The 20,908-nt window shown below is 62.3% G+C and carries 21 protein-coding genes; 15 read left to right on the top strand and 6 right to left on the bottom strand.

The window, feature by feature from the left end:
• The first annotated feature begins 21 nt into the window (after positions 1-21).
• The 4 genes from ACCO56_RS31125 to ACCO56_RS31140 are packed head-to-tail and all read left to right on the top strand — an operon-like array spanning position 22 to position 2,934.
• Entirely contained in the window at positions 22-789 is a 768-nt protein-coding gene (locus tag ACCO56_RS31125) for an amino acid ABC transporter ATP-binding protein (RefSeq protein ID WP_433644842.1), read from the top strand.
• A complete protein-coding gene (locus ACCO56_RS31130; protein ID WP_433644843.1) occupies positions 786-1,427 on the top strand; it encodes an amino acid ABC transporter permease in 642 nt (213 codons plus the stop codon). The genes ACCO56_RS31125 and ACCO56_RS31130 overlap by 4 nt, the downstream gene beginning before the upstream one ends.
• The gene (locus ACCO56_RS31135; protein WP_433644844.1) at positions 1,427-2,083 is read left to right on the top strand and encodes an amino acid ABC transporter permease; all 657 of its coding nucleotides are present in this window, start codon (positions 1,427-1,429) and stop codon (positions 2,081-2,083) included. Before ACCO56_RS31130 ends, ACCO56_RS31135 begins: the two co-directional genes overlap by 1 nt.
• Positions 2,084-2,118: 35 nt before the next feature.
• Positions 2,119-2,934 carry a substrate-binding periplasmic protein gene (locus ACCO56_RS31140; protein ID WP_433644845.1) on the top strand — a complete coding sequence of 272 codons (816 nt, stop codon included), beginning with the start codon at positions 2,119-2,121 and terminating at the stop codon, positions 2,932-2,934.
• A 259-nt stretch (positions 2,935-3,193) separates the two neighbouring features.
• On the opposite strand, the gene ACCO56_RS31145 is transcribed toward ACCO56_RS31140, so the two are convergent.
• Positions 3,194-3,661: an Lrp/AsnC family transcriptional regulator gene (locus ACCO56_RS31145; RefSeq protein WP_433644846.1), complete on the bottom strand. Its 468-nt coding sequence runs from the start codon at positions 3,659-3,661 to the stop codon at positions 3,194-3,196.
• A gap of 103 nt (positions 3,662-3,764) precedes the next feature.
• Between ACCO56_RS31145 and ACCO56_RS31150 the strand changes: the two genes are divergently transcribed.
• The 4 genes from ACCO56_RS31150 (at position 3,765) to ACCO56_RS31165 (ending at position 8,087) form a co-directional block, all read left to right on the top strand.
• On the top strand, positions 3,765-4,643 hold the full coding sequence (locus tag ACCO56_RS31150) for an EamA family transporter (RefSeq protein WP_433644847.1): 879 nt from the start codon (positions 3,765-3,767) through the stop codon (positions 4,641-4,643).
• A 296-nt stretch (positions 4,644-4,939) separates the two neighbouring features.
• Positions 4,940-6,172, top strand: a complete 1,233-nt coding sequence (gene proV, locus ACCO56_RS31155; RefSeq protein WP_433644848.1) for a glycine betaine/L-proline ABC transporter ATP-binding protein ProV — start codon at positions 4,940-4,942, stop codon at positions 6,170-6,172.
• A 21-nt stretch (positions 6,173-6,193) separates the two neighbouring features.
• Entirely contained in the window at positions 6,194-7,123 is a 930-nt protein-coding gene (locus ACCO56_RS31160) for an ABC transporter permease (RefSeq protein ID WP_433644849.1), read from the top strand.
• A 100-nt stretch (positions 7,124-7,223) separates the two neighbouring features.
• Positions 7,224-8,087 (top strand): glycine betaine ABC transporter substrate-binding protein, encoded by an 864-nt coding sequence (locus ACCO56_RS31165; protein ID WP_433644850.1) that lies wholly within the window; start codon positions 7,224-7,226, stop codon positions 8,085-8,087.
• A gap of 233 nt (positions 8,088-8,320) precedes the next feature.
• Here ACCO56_RS31165 and ACCO56_RS31170 read toward each other — a convergent pair whose 3' ends face one another.
• The 4 genes from ACCO56_RS31170 to ACCO56_RS31185 form a co-directional block, all read right to left on the bottom strand.
• A complete protein-coding gene (locus ACCO56_RS31170; protein ID WP_433644851.1) occupies positions 8,321-8,824 on the bottom strand; it encodes a hypothetical protein in 504 nt (167 codons plus the stop codon).
• 18 nt (positions 8,825-8,842) lie between these two features.
• Positions 8,843-9,715 (bottom strand): dienelactone hydrolase family protein, encoded by an 873-nt coding sequence (locus ACCO56_RS31175; RefSeq protein ID WP_433644852.1) that lies wholly within the window; start codon positions 9,713-9,715, stop codon positions 8,843-8,845.
• A gap of 88 nt (positions 9,716-9,803) precedes the next feature.
• Entirely contained in the window at positions 9,804-10,982 is a 1,179-nt protein-coding gene (locus tag ACCO56_RS31180) for a TMEM43 family protein (RefSeq protein ID WP_433644853.1), read from the bottom strand.
• Between the two features lie 140 nt (positions 10,983-11,122).
• A complete protein-coding gene (locus ACCO56_RS31185; RefSeq protein ID WP_433644854.1) occupies positions 11,123-11,266 on the bottom strand; it encodes a hypothetical protein in 144 nt (47 codons plus the stop codon).
• A 145-nt stretch (positions 11,267-11,411) separates the two neighbouring features.
• Here ACCO56_RS31185 and ACCO56_RS31190 point away from each other — a divergent pair, with 145 nt between their 5' ends.
• From ACCO56_RS31190 to ACCO56_RS31200, 3 genes are all read left to right on the top strand, one after another.
• Complete coding sequence (locus ACCO56_RS31190) at positions 11,412-11,759, top strand: YciI family protein (protein WP_433644855.1); 348 nt, start codon at positions 11,412-11,414, stop codon at positions 11,757-11,759.
• Between the two features lie 31 nt (positions 11,760-11,790).
• On the top strand, positions 11,791-13,041 hold the full coding sequence (locus ACCO56_RS31195; protein ID WP_433644856.1) for an RNA polymerase sigma factor: 1,251 nt from the start codon (positions 11,791-11,793) through the stop codon (positions 13,039-13,041).
• 157 nt (positions 13,042-13,198) lie between these two features.
• Positions 13,199-14,089, top strand: coding sequence for a helix-turn-helix domain-containing protein (locus ACCO56_RS31200; RefSeq protein WP_433644857.1), 891 nt, complete (start codon positions 13,199-13,201; stop codon positions 14,087-14,089).
• A 499-nt stretch (positions 14,090-14,588) separates the two neighbouring features.
• Here ACCO56_RS31200 and ACCO56_RS31205 read toward each other — a convergent pair whose 3' ends face one another.
• The gene (locus ACCO56_RS31205; protein WP_433644858.1) at positions 14,589-16,712 is read right to left on the bottom strand and encodes a TonB-dependent siderophore receptor; all 2,124 of its coding nucleotides are present in this window, start codon (positions 16,710-16,712) and stop codon (positions 14,589-14,591) included.
• Positions 16,713-17,020: 308 nt separating this feature from the next.
• Here ACCO56_RS31205 and ACCO56_RS31210 point away from each other — a divergent pair, with 308 nt between their 5' ends.
• Genes ACCO56_RS31210 through ACCO56_RS31225 form a run of 4 tightly spaced genes read left to right on the top strand, consistent with a single transcriptional unit; the run spans position 17,021 to position 20,896 of the window.
• Entirely contained in the window at positions 17,021-18,019 is a 999-nt protein-coding gene (locus tag ACCO56_RS31210) for an iron-siderophore ABC transporter substrate-binding protein (protein WP_433644859.1), read from the top strand.
• Positions 18,016-19,059, top strand: coding sequence for a FecCD family ABC transporter permease (locus ACCO56_RS31215; RefSeq protein WP_433644860.1), 1,044 nt, complete (start codon positions 18,016-18,018; stop codon positions 19,057-19,059). The genes ACCO56_RS31210 and ACCO56_RS31215 overlap by 4 nt, the downstream gene beginning before the upstream one ends.
• A complete protein-coding gene (locus ACCO56_RS31220) occupies positions 19,056-20,096 on the top strand; it encodes a FecCD family ABC transporter permease (protein ID WP_433644861.1) in 1,041 nt (346 codons plus the stop codon). Before ACCO56_RS31215 ends, ACCO56_RS31220 begins: the two co-directional genes overlap by 4 nt.
• A complete protein-coding gene (locus ACCO56_RS31225) occupies positions 20,093-20,896 on the top strand; it encodes an ABC transporter ATP-binding protein (RefSeq protein WP_433644862.1) in 804 nt (267 codons plus the stop codon). Before ACCO56_RS31220 ends, ACCO56_RS31225 begins: the two co-directional genes overlap by 4 nt.
• Positions 20,897-20,908: the final 12 nt, after the last annotated feature.

Raw genomic sequence — 20,908 nt, forward strand, 5'->3', positions numbered from 1 at the left:
GCACAAAGCGATCGAAGGGAAATGCGTTTGACCGATCCAGACTACATTGTTCGTCTCAAGGACATCAATGTCCGATACACCGGCTTCCACGCCGTGAAGGACGTCGATCTCGACATCAAGCGCGGCGAAGTGATCGCGATCGTCGGGCCGAGCGGCGCGGGCAAGAGCACGTTGTTGCGCACGATCAACATGCTCGAGACGCCCCACTCCGGAGAATTGTCGGTTGGCGATTTCAGGTTCGACGTTTCTAAAACGCTGACAGCGGCAGACCTGCTGAAGCTGCGTCGCGCCACCGGCATGGTGTTTCAATCCTTCAATCTGTTTCCGCATATGACGGTGGAGCGCAATATTTCGCTGCCGCAGATGCGTGTGCTCGGACGTTCCAAGGCAGAGGCAAACGCTCGTACGGCTCAGTTGCTCGACCGCGTGAAGCTCGCCGACAAGGCACATTCCTATCCGTCGCGCCTCTCCGGCGGCCAACAGCAGCGCATCGCGATCGCCCGGGCCCTTGCTCTCGATCCGCAGGTCATGCTCTTCGACGAGCCCACATCCGCGCTGGATCCGGAACTTGGCCTGGAAGTCTTGGCCGTCATGCGCGAGTTGGCTCGCGACGGGATGACCATGATCGTCGTCACGCATGAGATCGCCTTCGCCGCGGAGGTGGCCGACCGCGTCATCGTCATGGCCAACGGCGCGATCATCGAGCAAGGCACGCCGGACGAAGTCATCCGCAACCCCTCTTCCGAGCGCACCCGGCAGTTCTTCCGCGCCATTCTCGACCGCCAATGATCGATCTGCTCCTATCCATCCTGAGAGGGCTGCCAGCCACTTTCGGCGTGACGATAAGCGCCTTCCTGATCGGCGCGATCCTCGCCGTCCCGCTGGTGCTCATGCGCCGCTCGCGCTCCATGCTTCTGCGCCTCGTCGCCCGCGTCTATGTCGACATTCTGAGAGGCATCCCGCCGATCGTCTGGCTTTTCATCATCTTCTTCGGGATCGGCAACGGCTTCGTCACGCTGACCGCCTTCCAGGCCGCGACGCTCGGGCTCGGCCTCGTCTCGGCCGCTTATCTGTGCGAAATCTATCGCGGCGGCTTCCTGGCGCTATCGAAGTCCCAGGAGGAGGCCTCGGTGGCGCTGGGCTTCACACGCCTCGATACCCTGCGCTTCGTCTTGGCGCCGCAGGTCTTCCGCGTCTCCATCCCCGGCATGGCCACCTATCTGGTTTCGCTTCTGAAAGACACCACGGTCGCCTCCGCCATCGGCGTGCGCGACGTCATGCTGTTCGCCTCTCAGGAGGCCCAGGCCGCGGGCGGCGGGTTCATGCCTTTCATCATGGCTGCCCTCCTCTACATCCTGCTTTCCATTCCCGTCGCCTATTTCTCGCGCCGCATGGATGCCCAGATGCGTCGGAGGGTCTCGAAGTGATGGAAATGCTCTCCAACTGGATCGACTGGACCCCACAGCTCTGGAAAGGCCTCAAGGTCTCGCTCCAACTCACCGGTCTGGCTCTCCTCTTCGGCCTTCCGCTCGGCCTGGTTCTGGCGCTTGCCTCGTCGGCCAAGCAGCGCCTCCTGCGCTATCTGGCCATCGCCATGGTCGAGATCGGGCGCGGCGCGCCGGCATTGGTCGTGCTGCAGATGGTGTATTACGGGCTGCCCTCCGCGGGGATCAGCGCCGGGGCCTTCACTTCGGGCGTCGTCGCATTGGCGCTGACCACCGGCGCCTATACCAGCGAAATCCTGCGGGCCGGACTCAATGCCGTACCGCACCGCGAGGTCGAGGCAGGACAGGCACTGGGCATGACCCATGCCGACATCCTGCGCTATGTCGTCATCCCGCAAGGGGTGCTCTACGCCGTGCCCGCGCTCATGGGCTTCGCCATCCTGATCTTCCAGCTCACGTCGCTGACATTCACGATCGCCATTCCCGAGCTTCTGGCTCGCAGCTACCGCGTGGGCGCGGCCACCTACCTCTATCTGGACGTGCTGACGCTGGCGGGGCTCATGTATCTCGCTGTCACCATTCCCTTCGGCTGGCTCGTGGCCTTCGCCGAGCGCCGCCTGAGCCTTCACCTCAAATGATCCACCACCTCACAACAATCCTATCGGAGGAATAAATGTCGGCTATCAAGACCTTCCTTTTCAGCGCAGCACTCAGCACGGCGCTCGGCCTCAGCGCCGCCAATGCCCAGGACTGCAAGCCCGCTCACGAGTTCCAGCCGCTGAAGGCCGGCAAACTCACCGTGGCTCTCACCAACACGCCGCCCTATTCGCTCGAGAAGGACGGCAAGATCAGCGGCATCGACGGCGAACTCGTCACCCGTTTCGCCACGGAGAACTGTCTCGAAATCACCTATGACATTCTCAACTATCCCGCCGCTGTCTCGGCCGTGCAGAGCGGGCGCGCCGACATAGCATTGGGCGGCTTCTATCGCACCGCCGCCCGCGACAAGGTCACTTCGCTGTCGGTGCCGGTTTATCTCGACCAGCTTTCCGTCGCGTCCGTCGAGGGCTACGACACCGTCGACGCCCTGGTCGGGAAGAAAATCGGCACGGTCGAGGGTTACGACTGGGTGATGCAGATGGAAGACCTTTATGAGGGCTCGACCACCTATCCGTCCTCGCTGAACCTCGCCCAGGACCTGCAGGCCGGTCGGCTCGATGCCGCGCTGGAAGGGTTCGGAGCCGCGGTTGTGCTGAATGCCGGCACCGATGTGAAGGTGAAGCTCCTGCAGCCGGACGAGCGCATCACGGCGACCGTCAACCCCTCACAGACCTCCTTCCTTTTGTCGAAGAGCAATGAGGCACTGGTCTCGGCGATGAACAGCTCGATCGAGGCTTATCGCGCCGAGGGTGCCATCGCCAAGGTGCTGGAGTCCTACGGGCTGGATCCTTCGGCGGCCGAGGTGGGCGAAGGACGCGTCATCGAATAGAGCCTCTGGAAGCACGCGGCGGGTCGCGGCCCGTCGCGAATCCGCACGAGACCCCTGCCCTCGGCTAGAACACTCACACATCGGGAATGTCCTTCCTCGTTGCTTGGTAGGCCCCCTCTCCGTCTCGGCTTCGCCGAGCCACCTCTCCCCCACTATCGTGAGGGAGAGGAACCGCCGGCCGCACGCTCGGCGCCTTTCCTCTTCCCCATGAAGCGGGGGAGAGGTGGCTCGGCGAAGCCGAGACGGAGAGGGGGACCTGTCACGCCTCGACATCCGGCAATCGCGGCGCGACGGGTGAAGACTGGACGATGGCCGTGTTTGTCATCGCATAGGGGATGATGCGGTCGATCACCCTTTCGAGATCGGCGACCGACCGCACATTGACCTTGGCGATGAAGCAATCCTCGCCCGTCACCCGATCGCAGCTCACGATCTCGGGAATTGTCTTTACGATTTCCGTCACGCGCGCCAGCTCCCCCGGCACGGGCCTGATCCTCAGCCAGGCCGACAGGGGCAGACCAAGAGCGGCCGGATTGATGCAGATCGTGTAGCCCTCGATGGTGCCGCTCTCCTGAAGACGCCTGATCCGCTCGGACACGCTCGGAGCCGACATCCGCACGGCTCGCGCGATTTCGGCGACGCTTGTGCGAGCATCCTGTGCGAGGAGACGCAGGATTCTCAGGTCGACGGCGTCGAGATCCGAACCTTCGTTTCGAAGGCGATTCATGCCTTTGGCCTCCCTGTTGGTTGCAAAATTGCGCCATCATCTTATCCTTCGATCATATCATCCGGCCATCCCGCCTGCGATACTGAAAATCGCAGGAGGACACATGCAGGCTACAGCCACAGGATTTGCGCGGATCGCGCAATCGGCCCCACCGCATCTATGGTTTGCGGTGAGCGCGGTCTTTCACTATCTCGGCCCCGCCTTCGCCGTCCTGCTCTTTCCCTCTGTCGGCGTGCTCGGCGTGGCATGGCTGCGCATTGCCACCGCCGCCGTGGCCTTCGCACCGATCACCCGGCCTTGGCAGATCATGGCGAAGAGCGACGGCCGAACACGCTGGCTGCTGATCGCTTTCGGGGCGTGCCTGGCCTTGATGAACTGCTCCTTCTACCTGGCCTTGGAGCGTTTGCCGCTGTCGCTGGTTGCCGCGATCGAATTCGTCGGCACGATCGGTCTGGCGCTTGTCGGGCTGCGCAGCCGACGCAATCTTCTGGCCCTCGTCGTGGCGATGGCGGGCACGTTCCTGCTCATCGACATCCGTTGGTCGAGCGACCCCATTGGCCTGTTCTGGGCTCTGCTCAATGGTCTGCTCTTCGTCTGCTACGTGGTTATCGGCCATCGCCTCGCCAGGCGGGGCGCTGCGACCGGCATCGCCAATCTCGGGGCGGCCATGGCGATTGCCTTGATCTTCGTTCTGCCTATCGGCTTCACCGAGGCCATGGCCGCTTTTTCGTCGCCGCAGTTGCTCGGAGCGGCGATCGGCGTCGGCATATGCTCCTCGGTGATCCCCTATGTCTGCGACCAGATCGCCATGGCTCGCTTGCCGCGCGCGAGCTTCGCACTGATGCTGTCGCTCCTGCCGCTCAGCGCAACGTTGATAGGCATCGTGGTGCTTCGACAGATACCCGGCTTCACCGACGTGATCGGCATCGCGCTCGTGGCCGCTGGCGTTGCGGTCCACAAGCCCGCACCGAAACCGTTCTAGTTCCGCTTTCTTGAAGGATTTTTAAGGCGCGCCGCCAAAGGCGCCCGGATACGCACCCGCCCAGGGACGCCCGCCGTTTGAAGGTCGATGAATATAACCTTGCGTTGTACACTCGTGATAGACGGGTAGACACACGCTCCCCACTTCCTTATATAACGAGTCAAGTTGCGGATTATCATTCCGATTGCGGCCCCGCAATCAGATAATCCGGCTCGTATCGAGCCAAGGGTGCAATGTCATCCGTATGAGATCAAGGAGAGACTATCCGCCTGTAGAGGCGGGTCACGTTATTTTGTATGCCAGAAAAAGCAAACCAGACAACCTTAACCGATTCGACCGGCGCCAAGGTTAGACTGAAGAACGTCTACAAGATTTTTGGAGACGATCCCGGCCGCGCGCTGGAAATGGCGCGCATGGGCAAGAGCAAATCCGAAATCCATGCGTCCACCGGTTGTGCCATCGGTGTCGACGATGCAAGCTTCGAGATCATGGATGGCGAGATCTTCGTCATCATGGGGCTGTCGGGTTCCGGCAAGTCGACGCTCCTGCGCCTTCTCAATCGCCTGATCGAGCCCACCTCGGGTGTCATCGAGATCAATGGCCGAGACATCACCAGAATGTCCAAACGCGAGTTGATCGAGCTGCGCCGGCGCGACATGAGCATGGTGTTTCAGTCGTTTGCGCTGCTGCCCAACCGCAATGTGCTCAACAACGCCGCCTTCGGATTGGAGGTTGCCGGCGTGGGCGAAGGCGAGCGCACCGAGAAGGCGCTTGCCGCGCTCGATGCCGTTGGCTTGAAATCCTATGCACAGAGCAGACCCGACGAGCTTTCCGGCGGCATGAAACAGCGCGTCGGCCTGGCGCGGGCGCTTGCCAGCGAGCCGACTATCCTGCTCATGGACGAAGCCTTTTCCGCGCTCGATCCGCTCATCCGCACCGAAATGCAGGACGAACTGATGCGTCTCCAGGCCGAGCATAGCCGCACGGTCATTTTCGTCAGCCACGATCTCGACGAGGCCATGCGCATCGGCGACCGTATCTGCATCATGCAGCATGGCAAGGTCGTGCAGGTCGGCTCGCCCGACGAGATCGTCTCCAGGCCGGCAAACGACTATGTGCGCTCCTTCTTCCGCAACGTCGACGTTTCGCAAGTCTTCAAGGCCGGGGACATAGCGCGCAAGTCGCAGCTCACGATCGTCGACCGGCAGGGCGTTTCAGTGGCCGCCGCGCTGGAGCAGATGGAGCAATCGGGGCGCAATGTCGCCATCATTGTCGGTCGCGACAGGAAATATCATGGCATGGTCAGCCAGGATGCGCTGATCGAGAAGGTCAAGAGCAAGGATTCGGAGCCTTATCGCAACGCCTTCCTACGGGAGGTGGACCCGATCCCTGCCGGCGAATCCGTGTCGAATGTGCTGGGTCGCGTGGCTGAGAGCCGCTGGCCCGTTCCCGTCGTGGATGAGACGGGCCGCTATGTGGGCTCCATAAGCAAGTCGTCACTTCTGGAAACGCTCGATCGCGCCGGTTGAGCCGAACCGAAGGGAAGAATCATGGATTTCGATTTCAGTCTCGGCCACGGCGCCGAGATCACCGTCAATTACATCCTCGACAACTTCACGCCGGCGCTGGATGCAATCGCTGCGGCGATCGGCCTTGTAACGGGCAGCATCCAGGGGTTGCTGGTGGGCATACCGCCGGTTGCCGGCATCGCCCTGCTGACGCTTTTGTCGCTATGGAGAGTAGGCTGGAGGTTCGGCGTCTTCGCCCTGATCTCCCTTGCCCTAGTCAACCATATGGGCCTGTGGCAAGGCACCATGGAAACGCTCTCCCTGGTCCTGTCGGCGACGATCATCGCGGTTGCCTTCGGCATCCCCGCGGGTATCGCAATGGCGCGCTCCGAAAGAACCGCAAGCCTGTTTCGGCCGGTGCTCGACCTCATGCAGACGATGCCGGCCTTTGTCTATCTGATCCCCGCGGCGATGTTCTTTGGCCTCGGTGCGGTACCGGGCACCATTGCCACGGTCATATTCGCGATGCCACCGGTGGTGCGCCTGACCAATCTCGGCATTCGCCAGGTGCATTCCGAGTTCGTCGAGGCGGGCCTCGCCTTCGGCTGCACGCCTTCACAGCTTCTATTCAAGGTACAACTGCCGAATGCCATGGCCTCCATCATGGCCGGCGTGAACCAGACCATCATGCTGTCGCTGTCGATGGTCGTCGTCGCCTCGATGATCGGCGCCGGCGGGCTTGGAAATCATGTGTTGACCGGCATCCAGCGCCTCGACGTGGGCGCCGGTTTCGAGGGCGGTTTGGCCGTCGTCATTCTGGCCGTCGTGCTCGACAGGATCACGCAGAGTTTCGGCAAGGGCAGTTCGGGATTCCTGAACTTCCTTGCCCACCGCAAAGCCGGCGGACGTTCGCAGGCATCTGCCTCCGCAGACGTTGCGACTGACAACGGCAGTCGTTCCGCCGCAGCTTAGCGCCGACGTCCGTTCGGACGCCCAAGGGTGCGCTCAATCCCCGTTGTGCGCCGCCGAGTGCCTCCACTTGGCAGCAAAAGCTCAGCAAGAAGGAGAAGATATGTTCAGAAAACTGACACGCATTGGCCTCGCGGCACTTGTGGCCGGCGGCATGGTCACCGCGGCACTCGCTCAGGAAGGCAAGCCCGTGAAATTGGGCTGGGCCGCTTGGTCCGATGCCGAGTTCGTCACCAAGCTCGCCGCCAAGCTCATCCAGGATAAGCTCGGGCAAAAGGTCGAGCTCGTGCAGACCGACGTCGCCCCGCTCTACCAGGGCGTAAGCCGGGGCGACCTCGACGCCATGATGATGGCGTGGCTGCCGGAGACCCATGCCGATTATTTCAAGCGCGTCGAATCCAAGGTGGAAACGCTCGGTACCGTCTATGAGGGCGCCAAACTGGGTTGGGTCGTGCCGCAATACATTCCGGAAAGCGAGATCAGTTCGATCGAGGATCTGAAGAAGGACGAGGTCAAGCAAAAGCTCGGCGGTGCCGTCCAGGGTATCGACCCCGGTGCCGGCCTTACCCGCCTCTCCGAGCAGGCGATCAAGGATTACGGCTTGGACTACAAACTTCAGATTTCAAGCGAGGCCGGCATGCTGACCACGGTCGATCGCGACATGCGGGCGGAGAAGTGGTTCGTCGCCACGGCTTGGAGCCCGCACTGGATGTTCGGCAAGTACAAGCTTCGCTACATCGATGACCCCAAGGGTTCGCTCGGCGAAGCAGAGCATATCGATGTTCTCGCCCGCAAGGGATTCAAGGAAGACAATCCTCGGGTTGCCGAGCTTCTGTCGCGTATCCAGCTGCCGATCCCCGAGCTGGAGGCGGCCATGTTCGACGCCCAGGAGACCTCCTATGAACAGGCCGTCGACAAATATATCGCCGACCACCCTGATCGGGTGAAGAGCTGGCTCGGCGAATAACCCAAGTCGATCAGGCGGCGGGCCAAGCCTCGGCCTGCCGGCCACTTCTCCCCGTGAAGGTGTTTGGACTGGGAGAAGACCGCTTGTCATCTCCGTTTTTGCCAATCGCCACCGTTGGCGACTGGCGAAACCCAAGCGGCCGGCGTCTCTCTCCCCGCTGATTCGCGGGGAGAGATGTCCGGCAGGACAGTGAGGGGCACCTCGCCACCGGCCAAGAATCAACGCCCGTGGTATTAACCACCCCAGAGCGCGACGACGCCGTCGGCCCGACCGGTTATCGGATCCGTCTCGGGCAACGGAACCCTGCGGATCTCTGCCACGGCGGTGCCATGGTCGACGTCTCCGGGTCTCACGATGTTGCCTTCCTGACCCGGCGGATAGCCGCCGGCCATCAGGAAATCTGTCGAAGCCTCCAGCTTGCGGTGGCCGACGCCGGCGGGGATGATCGCCACATCCCCGATCCCGATATCCGCGACCATGCCCCCATCGCCGCCGAAGCCGATCCGGGCTTGCCCGGCGATACAACCCAGCACCTCATGGCCGCGCGTGTGGAAGTGCCAGAACGGATAGACCGTATAGACCCATGTGCCGGCCCAGCCGTTCTTCCGGTAGAGAGCGCACGCCGCCTCCCCTTCACGGCACTCAACGGGAAACCGGCCTTTCCAAAGCAAAAGCGGCAGATCGCTGTTCGGGATTCCGCCCTGCGGCTCGAATATCCGAGTTATGGGAGGGCTCATGTTCTGTCCGGCGCCCCGTCAGGCGAGTTTCTCTTTCAGGAAAGCGACGGTGCGGCCCCAGGCCAGGTCGGCGGCTTCCTTGTTGTAGCGCGCTTCGGACGTATCGTTGTTGAAGGCGTGCTGGACATCCTCATAGACAAAGACCTGATATTCCTTGCCTGCGACGTCCAGTTCCTTCTTGTAGGCCTCGATGCCGGCATTGATGCGCTCGTCGCGGCCGGCATAGTGAAGGAGGAGCGGCGCCTTGATCTTCGCGATGGCTGCCGCGTCCTTCGGCTGCGCACCGTAATAGGCGACAGCCGCGTCGAGATCCGGATCATTGACGGCAAGCATGTTGACCATGCCGCCGCCCCAGCAGAAGCCGACTGCTCCCACTTTCCCGTTGCCGCCCTCGTTCGATTTGAGGAACGCAACGGAAGCGACGGCATCGGCGATGGTGCGCGCCGGATCGAGCGTCGAGAACATGTCGCGCGCCTTGTCCTCGTCCGTCGGCGTCCCTCCATAGGGCGCCAGGAAGTCGGGCGCGAGGGCCAGGAATCCTTCCAGCGCAATGCGCCGCGTGACGTCCCGGATATGCGGATTGAGCCCGCGATTCTCGTGGATGACGATGACGCCGGGGAGCTTGCCGGTCGCGTCGGCCGGACGGACAAGATAGCCTTTCATCTCACCCGCGCCACCGGGATAGGAGACCTCCTCCCCTTTCACCCGCTCATCGTCCTCCGCGACAACAGCGGCCCGCGCAGAATTTGCAGCCAGCAGCGGCACGATGGCCGCGGCCGCGGCGCCGGACCCGGCGAGCTTCGTCAGCTTCTCCATAAAGCCGCGCCGGTCGAGCGTCAGATGGGTGTATTCGTCATAGGCGTCGATCATCGCCTGGGTGACCGGGATCATGGCGTACCTCCCTGTTTGGCTTCCGGGAAAAGCTAGCGCCTGCTCTTCAGCGATCCAATCACGCCTCGGTGAATGGGAGACAGCGTCCCTAGGGCTTGCCAGGCACTCGCCTGGACTTCCTCGCACGCAGCCGCCCGATCTGGATCAAGATCGCAGCGATCGCAGCCGCCGATGCCAGCACGCCGAGCGCCAGCAATGGCCGATACCAGAACCAGACGATCGCAATGGTCAACGCCCCGGCTACGGTCGTCAGCACGAAAGCAACCAGGCCGGATCCCAGCCTGACCGCGGCCCCGAGCGGTGGCAACACGTCAGCCAGGACGCCCAGCGGCGCCACGACAAAGGTAAAGCCGACAAACAGGAAAAGCAGTGCGGCAGCGCGCAAGCCCCATTGCAGCACGGTGTTCCCGGCCTCCGCTGCCGCGAACATCTGATCAGCGGTCACGGCACCATTTTCCACCAGCAGGATCTCGTTGCCGATCGTCGTCCGATACGGCCCGAGCCTGCTGCCTGCCTGTCCTGCCACCACGCTCACCGCGCCGAGTGGCACAACCGCGTAGGAGATTCGATAGTCGCCAATCTCCGGAGCCGTCGGGTTCAGGCCAATATATGCGCCGTTTTCGGCGAGGCTGGCGAGCTTACCGCCGGAAGCCACGCCGATCGCTGTAAGCTGCTCCCTTGTCAGAGCCACGGGCTGCTCGCCTCCGATCCGGTCAAGGATCGTGTCATCCAGGTCGAAGGCCCCGAGCTTGGCTTCGCTCTGCCGAAAACGCTGGCCGCGAATTTCCATGGCCGGGTTTTCATGGCCGGCCACCACTTGGAAGCGACTGGAATCTTGCGGAGTATCCGACCAGCCCTTGGAGTAGCTGTAGGTTGTGGTCGTCTCCTCGCCGCCACCTGCCTTGGTCACGGTTTGGGAGAGAGCCTCCTCCTGCCACTGGTACATCTCCACCTGGCGCACGAGCCGAACGCCATCCGCCCTCACGCCGAAAATCGGATCGAAGAGCGGAGCCTCCGTTGTCACGGGTCCCGTGACATGAACGAGCCTACCTTCGTTGCGCGGATCGATCGAAGCGGAATCGACGGACACGACGAGACCGGCACCTTCGGCCAGCGAGCGCGCTTCGCGAATGGTGCGGCCTTCATTCCAGGACAGCAGCCAGACCATGCCCGCAATCAGCATAAGCCCGACCAGGAGACCGAGCGCCGAATTCTTGAGGCGCGAAAACCATGATACGCGTTTGGTTTCCGCAAAAACGCTGTTCATGCCGCCTTTCCCGCCCACCGGATCACCCATCTCCGGAATCGCCAGACGGCGTGTTCTTGCGCTGCTTCAGGACACGATCAAGGGGATTTTGCCGAAACTCGCGAAAGCGTGTCGTGATTCCCGGCCGGGGATTCCGACTTTCAATTTCTGGCCGCGATGTCGAGCCCCGCGACAAGCACCAGGATGACTACGAACGCAGCCCCCAGCGAGAGCACGCTGCGGCGCGTGCCGGGAAGAGTGTATTTCCGCGCGAGTAGCCTGCTCGCCAATATCAGCAGGTCCATTGGTGCCTCCGTCGATGGTCCGCGGAATGGTCGAAGGACCGCTCCCGGATCGACAGCCGGGCCGCTATCCGCCAATAATTTTCGGCGAGGTGTCGAGATGATGCCCTCGAAAGCGACCAATGCGTGTCGACCACAGGAGGACGAAATGAAGTATCTCTGCCTTGTCTATTTCGAGCCGCAGGCTCTGTCGGCTCTCTCGCCGAGCGAAGATGCAGCGCTCACCCGCGAATCCCTGGCCTATGACCAGGAACTGGACAGCCGCGGCCAGCTGATCCTGGCGCATGCCCTGCAGCCCGTCTCCTCCGCGACGACCGTGCGTGTCAGGAATGGCAAGCTGTCCACCACCGACGGGCCCTTCGCCGAAACGAAGGAGATCCTCGGCGGCTTCATCCTGATCGAAGCCCGCGATCTCAACGAAGCGATCCAGGCCGCCTCGGGCATTCCCCTGGCCAAGCTTGGCAGCATCGAGATACGTCCGATCATGGACCTGTGAGCTGAGCGGCATGGAACGCGACGATGGGTCAATGCGCGCGGCCGTCGAAACCGTCTATCGAGTGGAGTCGCGCCGGGTGCTCGCCACCTTGATCCGCCTCCTCGGCGATTTCGATATGGCGGAAGAGGCCCTGCACGACGCCTTCGTGGCCGCTGCCCGCCAGTGGCCGACAGACGGGCTGCCGGCCAATCCGCGGAGTTGGCTGATTTCGGCCGGCCGCTTCAAGGCGATCGACCGGCTCCGCCGGCGAGCCCGCTTCGACGCGTCGCGGGACGAGATGGCCAGGCGCATCGAACAGGATATGGACCAGGAAACGCCGGAGGCTCAGGACATCGAAGACGATCGTCTGCGCCTCATCTTCACCTGCTGCCATCCCGCGCTGCCGCTCGACGGTCAGGTGGCGCTCACGCTGCGTGAGGTGTGCGGGCTGACGACGGAGGAAATCGCCCACGCCTTCCTGACCGCGCCGCCGACGCTCGCCCAGCGCATCGTCCGCGCCAAGGCGAAAATCCGGGACGCCCGCATTCCTTACGAAGTGCCGGGACGGGATGAACTGCCGGCACGGCTGGAGCCGGTGCTGCACGTGATCTATCTCGTCTTCAACGAAGGCTATTCCGCTTCGTCGGGGGAGAACCTCACGCGGCACGATCTGTCGGGAGAAGCGCTCCGCCTCGGGCGTCTGCTGGTCGAACTGCTGCCGGACGGCGAAGCCATCGGCCTGCTCGCTATGATGCTGCTTCATGAATCGCGCCGCGCCGCGCGCAGCTCGCCTTCCGGCGAGTTGGTTCTCTTCGCCGACCAGGATCGCTCGCTCTGGGATCGCGATCAGATAGCCGAAGGGCTCGCCCTCGCCGAGCGCGCGCTTTCGTCGACGAGCTTCGGTCCCTACGCGATCCAGGCAGCGATCGCCGCGACGCATATGCGCGCTCCCCGCGAGGAGGCGACGGATTGGTCCCGCATCGTGTCGCTCTACGATCTGCTTGTGCAGGCGGCGCCCTCTCCGGTGGTCGAGCTCAACCACGCCGTGGCGGTGGCCATGCGCGACGGGCCGGAAGCAGGTCTCGCCCTCATAGACGAGATCCTCGGCCGCGGCGATCTCGCCGATTATCACCTCGCCTACTCGGCGCGCGCCGACCTCGCCCGCCGCCTCGGTCGAGCCGAAGATGCGCGGGCGGACTACAGGAAGGCACTTTCGCTCGCGAAACAGGAGCCGGAACGACGTTTCCTGGAACGCAGGTTGGCAGAATTGGAGGGCCAGGGTTGCTCCGACGCACAAACATGATCATTATAGTCATGTTTAGAATCCCAAGGCGTGATCGTGATCGTATGTCCACCTTTGACATCATGAAGGAGAAACAGGCCGCGATGAGATGCTTGCTCCCAGTGCATCTTCAGAAGGATACGTTGTCCTTCCCATCGAACACCGACGGCTTCCGGCCTTGAGCTATTTGCATTCAATGACCTGCCATACGGAAGGCATTCGGGCGGTCGCACCGGTCAAATGGCGCGGTCTCGACGGCATGATGAGCGTCTTCTGGGAAGCGGAAGGCCTAGCCGGGGCCAAGGCTTACTACCTGTCTCCGGATCCACGTATCGTGATTTTTTTCAACGACGTATCGTCCCATATACGGATGACCAACCGAGACGGAGGATCACGGCAAGATCGCCCGATGACGCGCGCGATCTATGTGCCCGCCGGAGTGCCTTTGTGGACGAATTTCACGTCTTCCCACAGCTTTTCGCATCTGGACCTGCATCTGCACAAGGACAGGCTGCTGAGAATCCTGTCACCGTCCGTCGGAACATCGGTAGCACGAACGGCTCTGCGCCGCCCGGTGGAAGTCCAGGACGTCGCGGCGATCGAGACGCTGGCCGGCTTGCTGGTCGACGAAGTGTCAAATCCCACGAAACACGCCGTCTACGCGGAAAGTCTTGCAGGTGGGATCGTGACGGCCCTTCTCGATATTCCCGAGCACGACGGCGAACACGCCGATGGCAGGCTTACTCAAGCGCAGATGAACAAGCTGATCTCGCGCGTCAGCGCCCGCAGCGATTGCCGCCTGAGCGTTGCCGAGATGGCGGCGACAGTCGACTTGTCTGAAAGCTGGTTCTCCCACGTATTCAAGCAGACGACGGGCAAGACGCCACTGCAGTGGCAACTCGAAAAACGTATCACTCTTGCACAAAACCTGTTGCTGGACAGCGACTTGTCTGTGGCAAGCGTTGCTGCCCAGCTCGGTTTTTCGGACCAGGCACATCTGACGAAGGCCTTTCGTCATGTCGCCGGGGAAACGCCAGCCACATGGCGTCGCATGCGCCGGATGCGCTAGGACAATTGCAGAAAAGCTGCGTAGTGGTTTGCGGCCGGAATTGCGTAGAAACAACAGGCCAGAGCGGCGCGGCACCCCTGTCCTGCCGGGCATCTTCTGCACCGTTGGGTGGGTTGCCCACACGTAACGGAATGGATCCTCGGGTCTCCTCGCCTCGCTTCACTCGGCTCGGGCCCAAGGATGACGAGGCGGGGACGTTATCCGCCAACCGGCAACGTTGGCGATTGGCGCGGCCCTCATTGCAGTCGTCATCCTCGGGCCGGAGCCGAGCGAAGCGAGGCGAGGTGACCCGAGGATCCATTCCGTTTGATTGCGGCCGGCCGCCCGGCGATACAGAACGAAGCGCCCAACCCGGTACCCACAATCGCCCGCTCTTCAAGCGCGACATACTTCACCATCCGAGGCGTCTCTCGATATGTGTGAATGTCATAGCCGTTAGCCGAAACGCCCGGCAGCACAGAGAGGCTCCACCCGAAATGCCTGACGTGATGCAGCTTCGTCACCAGGTGCGGCGCAGCGTTGCGTAAATTGCGCGACCGGGATTGTAGAAATCCGCCCCGAAGCCGCCATTGGCCACGTATTTCGTGTCGAAGATGTTGGTGGCGTTGACCTCGAGCGTGGTATTTTCCACGACCTCATAGCTCAAGGCGGCATCGAAGACGACGCTGCTGCCCGCACTCACCATATTCGCGTCGGTGAAATAGTAGGAGCCCATGTATCGGCCGCCGAGGCCGAATGTCATGTCCCCACGGCGTCCATCGCCTTCGAGCTCGTAGTTGACCCAGAGCGAAGCCATATGCTCGGGAACCATAGCCGGCCGATTGCCCTCGTTGCCGGTCGTTCCGTCCTCGACGATCTCTGCGTCGAGATATGAATATGCGGCGATCAGGTTGAAATTGTTCGTCAGTTCCGCTTTCGCCTCGATATCCAGACCGCGGACCCGAACCTCGCCGATCGCAACCTGGCGCGGGAATGGGTCCAGCACATTGACTGTTACGTTTTTCTTGGTCAGGTCATAGACGGCGGCGCTGAACAAGGCGGGGAAATCGGCAGGACTATATTTTATGCCGATCTCGTACTGTTCGCCTCGCTCCGGCTCGAGCCCCACCGTCGGTGGAGCGACGGACTGGGCATAGCTCGCATAGGTCGCGAACTCGTCGGTCAGCCTGTACGTCAGTCCAACGCGGCTCGTGAATTCGCTGTCGTCGCCTTTGGCAGCCTTCCCCATCAGCTCGTTTGTCTGCCTGGTGTCGAGCCAGTCATTGCGCAACCCAACCGTCGCAATCAGTTTTTCCGCGAAGGTCAGTTCCTGCTGGAGGTAGACCGCCCTGGTCTTCTGGTCGGTTCGCGTGCTGGTGATGAGCGGAAGCGAGCCGGGCGCGCCGGTAAAGACCGGATTCATCCAGTCGATACTTGGTGCAGGCCCCCAATAGGTGTCGGTACTGGACGATAAATCGTTGTATTCCACGCCGACAAGCGTGCGGCTGTCGACATTCTCGAAATTCGCGTCGTATTGCAGGCGCGCATCGACGATGAAATTCTCGTTCGCGTAGTCGTTGGCGAAGAAATCCCGCTTGGCGATGGTCGAGCCATCCGTCGGCGTCCCGGCGATGTAGGCATAGCCGAAATCGGTATTGGTGTCGCTGTAGCGCGCGTTCGAACTGAAGCTCAGGCCGGAGCCGAAGTCATGGTCGAACATGGCGCTGACGGTGTTCCGGTTCGTGCCGCGATAGTTGAAGTCCGGCTCCCCGAAGAAGCGGCTTCTGTCGAAATCCGAGCCCACCGGATGCCCGCCGCTGCCGGGCACGCCGTCGCGGTTGAGATAGTCGTAGACGACAGTCAGGCTGGTGGCGTCGCTCGGACGCCATGTCAGGCCACCCATGAGAAACTGCTCGTCGTCTCGCGAGAAGTCATACTCATCGTCGGCATCCCTGAGCTTGCCTGTCAGACGATAGGACAGCGTATCGTCGCTGGTGATATTGTCACCGAAATCGATGCCGACTTCCTTCGTCCTGAACGAGCCTCCGGTGACATAGGCTTCGCCGAACCGTTCGCTTCTCGGCCGCTTGGTAACAAAGTTGACGGCGCCGCCCGGATCGGAAACGCCGAAGATGGTGGAATTGCCGCCCTTCAGCACCTCGACGCGCTCATAGGCAAAGACTTCTTCCCGAACCCCACCGAAAGGCCGGCCCAAAGTCAGGCCGTCGCGATACATGAGGGCGTCGAAACCGCGGATCTTGAAATAGTCGAACCGGTCGTCCGAACCGTAAAAGTCCGTGGTCACGCCCGCGGTGTATTGCAGCACCTGCTCGACATCCCGCGCGCCGCGCTCCTGGATTTCCCTTGCCGTGATCACGGATACCGACGAGGGCGTATCCATGATGTCGGTCGGCATCCTGCTGCCGCTTGTCGTCCGGGTCGCAACGATCGACTTCGCATCGTCATCGCCGCTTTCTCCCTCGACGGTGATCTCATCGAGAACGGTGACGGAACCGGAGTTTCCAGCCTGCTGGGCCAGCAAGCAAGTCGGCGTGAAAGCGACAATCGCCGTACCCAGAAGTGCTGCATTCCGGTAGCGAGTGACGAACCCTCTCTTGCTGCCGCCCCTCATTTCGATATCCATGTTCAAGTCCCAGTAGTTGATTTCTGCCGCCGGAGGGGTCGGCTGTGGACACCTGCCCCAGCCCCTCATGAGAAGCAGCCATGCCAGCAAAAGTCCGTCTCTCGCGGGCTGCCGGAACGACCGCGGCGATGCCTGACGTCACCTGGCGGCGCCATAACTTGAGCAATCTTATCCAGTATTGTACATTCCTACGGTCTTGTAGAAACCTACGGAAACTTCACCTCTCTTCCGCGGAGAGGGCTTGACCGGCGTTGACGTAGTCCGTTGAAGCTGAGAATGGAACTCAACTTAAATATGGAGTCCCATCCTTGTTGCGGTTTTTCCGTTCGTCCTTGCCGCTGGCCGCGACATGCCTGTCGATCATTGCATTCGGCAGCGCATGGGCCGGGGAAAGCACGTCTTATCCCGTCGTCATCAAGCATGCGCTTGGCACGACGACCATCACCGAAAAGCCGTTACGGGTTGCGACGGTTGCCTGGGCGAACCACGAAGTGCCACTCGCCCTGGGGGTCGTGCCTGTCGGCTTTGCGGCAGCCAATTTCGGGGATGACGATGGCGACGGGCTGTTGCCCTGGGTGGCCGAAAAGCTGACCGAACTCGATGCCGGCAGGCCGATACTGTTCGACGAGGGCGACGGCATTGATTTCGAGGCGGTCGCCGCCACCGATCCCGACGTGATCCTGGCTTCCTATTCCGGCCTGAGCCAGGCGGACTATGACACGCTGAGCCAGATCGCTCCGGTCGTAGCTTACCCCGAAGCCGCCTGGGCCACCGACTGGCGCGAAATGATACGCCTCAACAGCGCGGGGCTGGGCATGGCCACCGAGGGCGAGGCGCTGATTGCGGACATCGAGGCGAAAATTGCCGGGGCGGTTGCCGGGTATCCCGAGCTTCGGGGAAAATCTGCGATGTTCATCACCCATCTCGATGCCACCGATCTGAGTACGGTCAACTTCTACACCACTCACGACTCCCGCGTGAAGTTCTTCGCGGAACTCGGCCTGAAATCACCGAAAAGCGTCGTTGAGGCTTCCACTCCTGGCCGGTTCTCCGGCTCCATCAGCGCAGAGCTGATCGACGCGTTCGATGATGTGGACATCGTCGTGACCTACGGCACGCAGGAACTGCTCGACGCGCTGGCGGCCAACCCGCTCACGTCCAGAATGCCTGCCGTCGCGAATGATGCGGTTGTCACCTTGGGCAGGGATCCTCTGGGCACGGCCGCAAACCCGACACCCCTTTCGATCCCGTGGGTGTTGAAGGATTACGTGGCCTTGCTCGCCAAGGCCGCCAAAAACGCCGAATGACAGCCGAGCAGGTCGAACCATCCGATCGACTGTCCCGTTCCGGCAGGTCGGGTCATATGCGGGGACTGTGGCTGGCTCTGGTGATCGCCGCGCTTGGACTGCTGTGCCTCCTGTCAGTGGGCATCGGGACGCGCGGCGTCATCTGGGCCGATGTCGTCGCTACGCTCGGCGGACAGGTCGACAGTGCCGGTCAGGCCGCTGTTTCCGTACGGATTCCACGAACATTGCTCGCCCTTGCCGCCGGGGCGGCCCTCGGACTTGCCGGTGCGATCATGCAGGGCGTGACACGCAATCCGCTTGCCGACCCGGGCATTCTGGGGGTGAACATGGGTGCGTCGCTTGCCGTCGTCATCGGTGTCGCCTGGTTCAACATCGCGTCCATTTATGCCTATGTCTGGACTGCCATTCTGGGAGCCGGATGTTCGGCGGTCTTCGTCTATGTTGTCGGTTCAATGGGCCGGGGCGGAGCACCCCCCCTCAAATTGGCGCTTGCCGGAACAGCCACCTCGGTCGCGTTTTCCTCGCTAGTGATCGCAGTGGTTCTCCCTCGAAACGATATCGCCGGCGGCTTCCATTCCTGGCAGATAGGCGGCGTGGGCGGAGCCACCTTCGCCGGCATTTCCCACGTGCTGCCATTCCTTGCAGCGGGCTTTGTCATCAGCCTGCTATCCGCGCGGAAGTTGAACTCGCTGGCTCTGGGCGACGAACTGGCGGCCGGACTCGGCGAGAACGCAGCCGTGGCCCGCGCCATCACCTCGCTCGGGGCGATTTTGCTGTGCGGGGCAACCACCGCAATTTGCGGGCCGATCAATTTTCTGGGATTGGTCGTTCCGCATCTGTGCCGATTGCTGGTCGGGGTCGACCATCGGTGGCTGCTGCCGTTTTCCGCATTGGGCGGCGCATGCCTCCTGGTCGCGGCCGATATCGTCGGGCGGATCGTCGCCCGGCCGGCCGAAATTGACGTCGGCATCGTAACAGCCCTTGTGGGTGCGCCGTTCTTCATCTGGGTCGTCAGACGCCATCGGGTCCGTGAATTGTGACGACGCTTGCTGCCACCGTCGATTTCATCGTTGACAGCCGACGCCGCCGCGCGCGCTGGCGTGGTGTCGTGATAGCCATATTGCTGGCGCTCCTGGCGGCGACCTTCGTCCTGAGCCTGTCGCTGGGCCAATCCTTCACGCCGCTGGAAGAGGTTGTCAGCGTGCTGCGCGGCGAGCAGGTTTCGGGCGCAAGCTTTATCGTGGGCCAGCTACGGCTGCCACGAGCCGTACTCTCCGTTCTCGCCGGGCTGAGCTTCGGGTTGGGCGGCGCGGCCTTCCAGATCATGCTGCGCAACCCCCTTGCCAGCCCGGATATTATCGGCATCAACCTGGGCGCAAGCGCGGCGGCCGTATTTGCCATCGTCGTGCTCCGGATGAACGGACCAGCCGTTTCGGTTTTTGCCGTGGTTGCCGGTCTGGGCGTGGCGCTGCTCATCTATGTCCTGTCCTTCAGGAACGGCGTTGCCGGAACACGGCTTATCCTCGTCGGCATCGGCATTTCGGCCATGATGCAGAGTACCATCGCCTACATTCTTTCCAACGCTCCTGCGTGGAATCTCCACGAGGCGATGCGCTGGCTGTCGGGCAGCGTCAACGGCGCGCAACTTCATCAGGCGCTGCCGCTCGTGCTGGGACTTGCGGTGTTCGGCAGCCTGTTGGTGAGCCACGCGCGAAACCTCGAGACGCTGAGGCTGGGAGACGACACTGCCGCAGCCTTGGGCGTCGGGATCGCCCGGACCCGCATCATGGTGATTGTCGCGGCGGTCGGTCTGATCGCTTTTGCGACAGCTGTAACGGGGCCGATCGCCTTTGTCGCGTTCCTCTCGGGGCCCATTGCGGCGCGTATCGTGGGGAACAACGGATCTCTGCTGATCCCCTCTGCACTGATCGGGGCGCTTCTTGTGCTGGTGAGCGATTATTGCGGGCAATTTCTGTTGCCGACCCGCTATCCCGTGGGCGTGGTCACCGGCGCTCTGGGTGCCCCCTATCTGATTTTCCTGATCGTGCGCGCCAACCGGACCGGAGCCTCGCTTTGACCGCTCATACCCTTGTCGCGAGCCGGCTTTCGGCCGGCTATGGCGACACCGTCATTCTCGACGGGCTCGATCTTGCAGTGCCGCCTGGAAGGATCACCGCGATCGTCGGCGCCAATGCCTCCGGCAAGTCCACGCTTTTGCGCACCATGTCGCGCCTTATCTGGCCTCGCCACGGACATGTGCTTCTCGACGGCAAGTCCATCCACCGGACACCACCTCGGGAACTGGCGCGGAGATTGGGGCTGCTCCCTCAATCGCCGATTGCGCCGGAAGGCATCACGGTTGCCGATCTTGTCGGCCGTGGAAGACATCCTCATCACGGCATGTTCTCACGCTGGACACGTAAGGACGACGAAGCCGTTGCCGCCGCGCTCGCGGCCACCAAGACCGCCGAGCTCGCAGACAGGCTCGTGGAAGAGCTCTCGGGCGGGCAACGCCAACGAGTGTGGATCGCGATGGCGCTGGCGCAGGAGACCGAGATCCTGCTGCTGGACGAGCCCACGACGTTTCTCGACATCAGCCATCAGGTCGAAGTGCTGGATCTCCTGACCGATCTCAACCACACGCGCGGAACCACCATCGTCATGGTGCTTCACGACCTCAACCTTGCTGCGCGCTACGCAGACTTCCTTGTCGCCATGGCGGGAGGACGGTTGCACGTCGCCGGCAAGCCGGAAGATGTATTGACGGAGGAGAACGTGCGGCAGGTCTTCGGGCTTGAAAGCCGCGTCATCACCGACCCGACCTCGAGCAGGCCGATCATGCTTCCGATGGGCCGGCATCGGATGACGCCGAAGTGAGGCACCGGCCGC

It is taken from the genome of Mesorhizobium sp. 1B3 (genome assembly GCF_050958605.1).
Classification (GTDB): domain Bacteria; phylum Pseudomonadota; class Alphaproteobacteria; order Rhizobiales; family Rhizobiaceae.